The sequence below is a fragment of the Acinetobacter sp. UBA5934 genome, from assembly GCF_002430855.1.
Classification (GTDB): Bacteria; Pseudomonadota; Gammaproteobacteria; order Pseudomonadales; family Moraxellaceae; genus Acinetobacter.
In genome coordinates this window covers 1-4,175 of sequence record NZ_DJDC01000134.1, presented here as the reverse complement: position 1 = coordinate 4,175, position 4,175 = coordinate 1, and the positions used below count along the sequence as shown (strand labels likewise).

The 4,175-nt window shown below is 33.3% G+C and carries 2 protein-coding genes; both read right to left on the bottom strand.

All coding sequences use genetic code 11. The annotated features are described in order from the left end of the window. Positions 1–39: 39 nt before the first annotated feature. Positions 40–3,243, bottom strand: a complete 3,204-nt coding sequence (locus B2Y23_RS09275) for a DEAD/DEAH box helicase (protein ID WP_291370418.1) — start codon at positions 3,241–3,243, stop codon at positions 40–42. A gap of 20 nt (positions 3,244–3,263) precedes the next feature. Beyond that, positions 3,264–4,175, bottom strand: a 912-nt coding sequence (locus B2Y23_RS09270) for an EH signature domain-containing protein (protein ID WP_291370416.1), incomplete at its 5' end; no start/stop codon positions are given.

Here is a 4,175-nt window from a genome sequence, read left to right as displayed (position 1 = left end):
CATATCTTTCCTCTAGACCAATTTATTTAGGATTAACCTTTAAATTAATTTGATTAATTCACAACCTAGATCCATATTTGGTTTTAACATATCATCAGCTAATTCTCTTTTACTTGATAAAAGTCGATCCAACTTTACTTCGAAAGTCTTGAATTCGTCCGTTACAACTGTTGGATAGTAAACAAAAACTTCTTTATCTTGCCCAATACGATATGCACGGTCAGTCGCTTGATCTTCCTTAGCTGGATTCCAACTACGTGTATAATGAATGACATGATTAGCACGTTGAATGTTAACACCAAACCCTACTGCTGTAGTGGACAAGATAATGATATTAAATCCTAATTTTTCTTGAAATTTATCAATCAAGTTTTGCCGTGTTAAGCCTTTTTTACTGCTCGTATTTGAATCACCATTGACCGTTGTAACGTTTAAGCCGAATCTTTCCAGAAGAATTCGTTTAAGAAATACTTGAATGTCTCTAAATTCAGTAAAGATAATGACTTTTTCATTTTTTTGCTTGATAGATTCTAAAGTTTTGATTAACCAACTTACTTTTGGAGAACCATTTAAAGTAGCACTTGGCTGAAACTGTAATGGATGAGCACAGATCATTCTCATACTATGCAAAGAAGTTAACATCGCTCCCTGATTACCTTCTGCAGACAATTTTTTAAAGCGGTTAACCACATCAATATATAATTGTCTTTGCAATAATGAAATTTCAATATTTTTACAGTTATCTACCTCAGTTTTAGCGGGTAAATCTGCGACATCATGTTTCATTCTTCGTAAGACTTGAGGGGCTATCAACTCACGAAGCTTTAATAGTGCTGCTTCATCATTATTTTCAGCATTTTCTATAGGTTTTCGATAACTTTTACCAAACTCATTTAAAGGACCTAATAAGTTTTCTTGAATGAAATCGAATAAGCACCAAAGATCGGTTAAAGAGTTCTCTACTGGAGTACCTGTACATGCAATTTTAAAATCTGCTTTTTGAGCTTTTGCAGCCTTTGTCACCATTGCTGTAGGAACTTTAATTCTTTGTGCTTCATCACAAATCATTATACTCCAGTCTTCTCTAGCTAAAGAAAATTCAAGATCACGCATCGTCTCGTAGGTTGTTAAAACAATATCAGCATCACCACGCCAATCGTCCTCTAAAAGGTGTGTAATACCATGATTTTCTCTTAACTGTGCTGAAATCAAATGCTTGGGGATTTTTCTATCTTTTAAGTTATCACCATATAAACTTAATATTTTGGCAAATTTACCACTAAAGAATCGATTTGCTTCGGCTTCCCAATTCTCTAACAGTGAAACTGGAGCCACAATTAACACTGGTTTCTTATCTTCAGCATTTTCAAGATACTCACCAATAAAACATAAGAGCTGAAGTGTTTTACCTAAGCCCATATCGTCAGCTAAAAGACATCCACTGACTTGTTCTGGCGCATACTGGTGCAGATTCTGCAACCATGCAATTCCATATTCTTGATGCTGCTTTAAGCTAAATTCTTGGTTTCTAAAACTAGCGGGCAATTTAGCTGATGGAGGATTATTCTCATCAAAAAGTAAGCGATTTACTCGCTGTTTTGTAAATTCAGCTTCATCAATATTATTCGCAATTAATAATGTATCTTTTTTCTTTTTCTGTGAATTAGCGTTAGATTCTTCTAATATCTCTTTGGGCTCTTCTTTCTTGGAAGCATATAAACGGTCTAGTAAATTTTTGGCATCATCTAATGACACTTCTTTATCTGCATATGGAATTTCAACTTCATCTTGACTGTTTTGCTCTGCTTGCTTAATCCGCTGCTCAAGTAATTCAATGGTTTCATCAAAATTTTCATCTTGCAGTTGCTGCTCTAACTCCATTAAATGTTGTGGCAACCATTCAGATTCACCGCTATCTCTTTTAATAAATTCAGAGTTCAGCTTTTCTGCTTCACCAATCCCAATAACACGACCGCTATAATTCGATAAATCCAATACTTTTTGAGCTTGTAGTTCATCTTGATATTTTTGAATTTGATTTAGGTCATTTTTTAATTCTTCAATTTGATCATCTAAATAGCTACTTCGGTCAATTTCATATCCTGCCCATATAAAAATAGGGGATTTTTTCTCATATGCTTGAATAAAATAAGAAGTCTGATCCATATTATATAGTTCTAGGAAAATTGGATTTTGTTCTCTTTCAGAATTCTCTTGTAGCTCTAATTTCGCAGAAACATAATGATTTAACTCATCATAATTTTTTTCTATTTGTAAAGTATAAGTATGAATTTCTGCTTGCTGCTTGGACTCCTCAAAACTCTCAGGTGAAATAACTTCAATTGCATCATCACCTAGTTGAGCAAATGGATTATGTAAAAATGCGTGCGCGCTCTCACCAGAAATACGTCTGTTCGGCATTTTTTTAATTTCATTCAGAACTTGCTTCACTTGAGGTTCAATCACTACATGTGCAATTCCACCATCAGCTAAGCTAATACTGTACTGATCTTGAACATTATTATATTGATCAAACGTCTTCAGCCAATTTGATGGAGCTTCATCAAATTCAGGCTGAATCTCTACAACAGATTCCTGACTAATCAAATTTTTTCGAAGATTTAACTGTAGTTTCTCAGGTGCTAAAACTACTGTCTTTCGTAAAAAATCATCTAAATTTGCATTAGACTTATTGGCCAATTTTCTGATATTCGCCCAATATTTCTGGTTCTGTTTCGTATCTTTATTCTCTATACGTGAAAACTCTTTTAATTTTTCGACAAGTTGAAAACTTGATTCACTCAATAAATGTTCTGTGCCATCAATAGTTAAAATAGCTCCAACTCGCTGAATAGAACTTTTAACCTTAATATTATTTTCGTTCAACCAACCATCTAAAATTATTTTGAAATCTGGGTCACTTAACCCTCCTTCACTTCTAATTATTGGACGAAAAGAAGTCTGTGTTGGAAAGTTTAGTAAATGAATTACATTTTCATGTTCTGAATCTTGCTGAAGTTGAAAAAACTCTTCCCAAGGCAACACAAAGTGGTCATCCATAAGGTATGCAAGCTCTTCCTCTTCCAAGCTTTCCCAATAGAAATCAGCATCTGTTTTAGCATTTTTTGTATGTGAGTAAACTACACCTACTTCATCATACGTAAAAGATTTGGAATTTAATTGAATAGATTCTTCTCTTACAGATTCAGTACTCTTTTTTCTTTTCCAAAATGCTAGTTTCATTTAAATATACCTTTCAAAAATTAGTCTGGATAAATTCCCAGACCTTTTAATCTATTGTCGAAGGAGTTCTCCCAAGCACCGTTATGTGATAAATAAAAATCAGCCTTTGCCGTAGATTTTAAATCTGTAATATTGACGACTTGAAGATCTGATTTAAAAGATTTGTAAGGTAGCTTTCTATAAAAATAAGTAGCATTATTTAGTTCAGAGAACTCAACTATATAATAACCACCAATCTTTATCATAAATGCATTGGCTGCTGAACTCTTACCAATAATTCGCTTGAATCTTCCTTGGTTTTTCCTCTTGAATTCCTCTTGCTGTCTAGTTGCACGAAAGATTGCATCTTCATTCAAAAATATTTCAGAGAGAGAAACTTGTTTAATAAAACGCATCCAATAATTAAATCTGCGTGTTTCTGCACCATAGCTAAAGACTTTAAAAAATGCTTCTAAATCAGCTCTAACAAACCACTGGATAACCATACGTTTTGTTTCAGAATTTACATTATTCCATCCCGCAGAAGAATCATATTGTGGATTCCCCCACTGATTTAAGGCTAAATGCTTCAAAACTTCATTTACTATTTCCCGCTTAGAAGTCCTAGCATATCGTTCTAACAACGCAATAAGAATATCAGTGGTGTACAAAACATTTTGTTCAGCTAAGTCTATAAATCGGGGAATAATTTTCAAATAATCCTGCTCATTCATATCTTTAATAGATTGAATAGAAGACTTAATTAAATTATCCCAAAACCAGCTATTAGGAGCCATCTTTAAGCTTTCTAATTCATTTGCAATACTACTTGCATCTTTGTCTTCTAAAAATCTTTTAACAAATGATTTTGTTGGTGAATTAGATAAAATTTCCGAATAATCAACAAGGGTATTCATCCATTTTTTAGGACGTTTTAATTCTCTATAGATCGG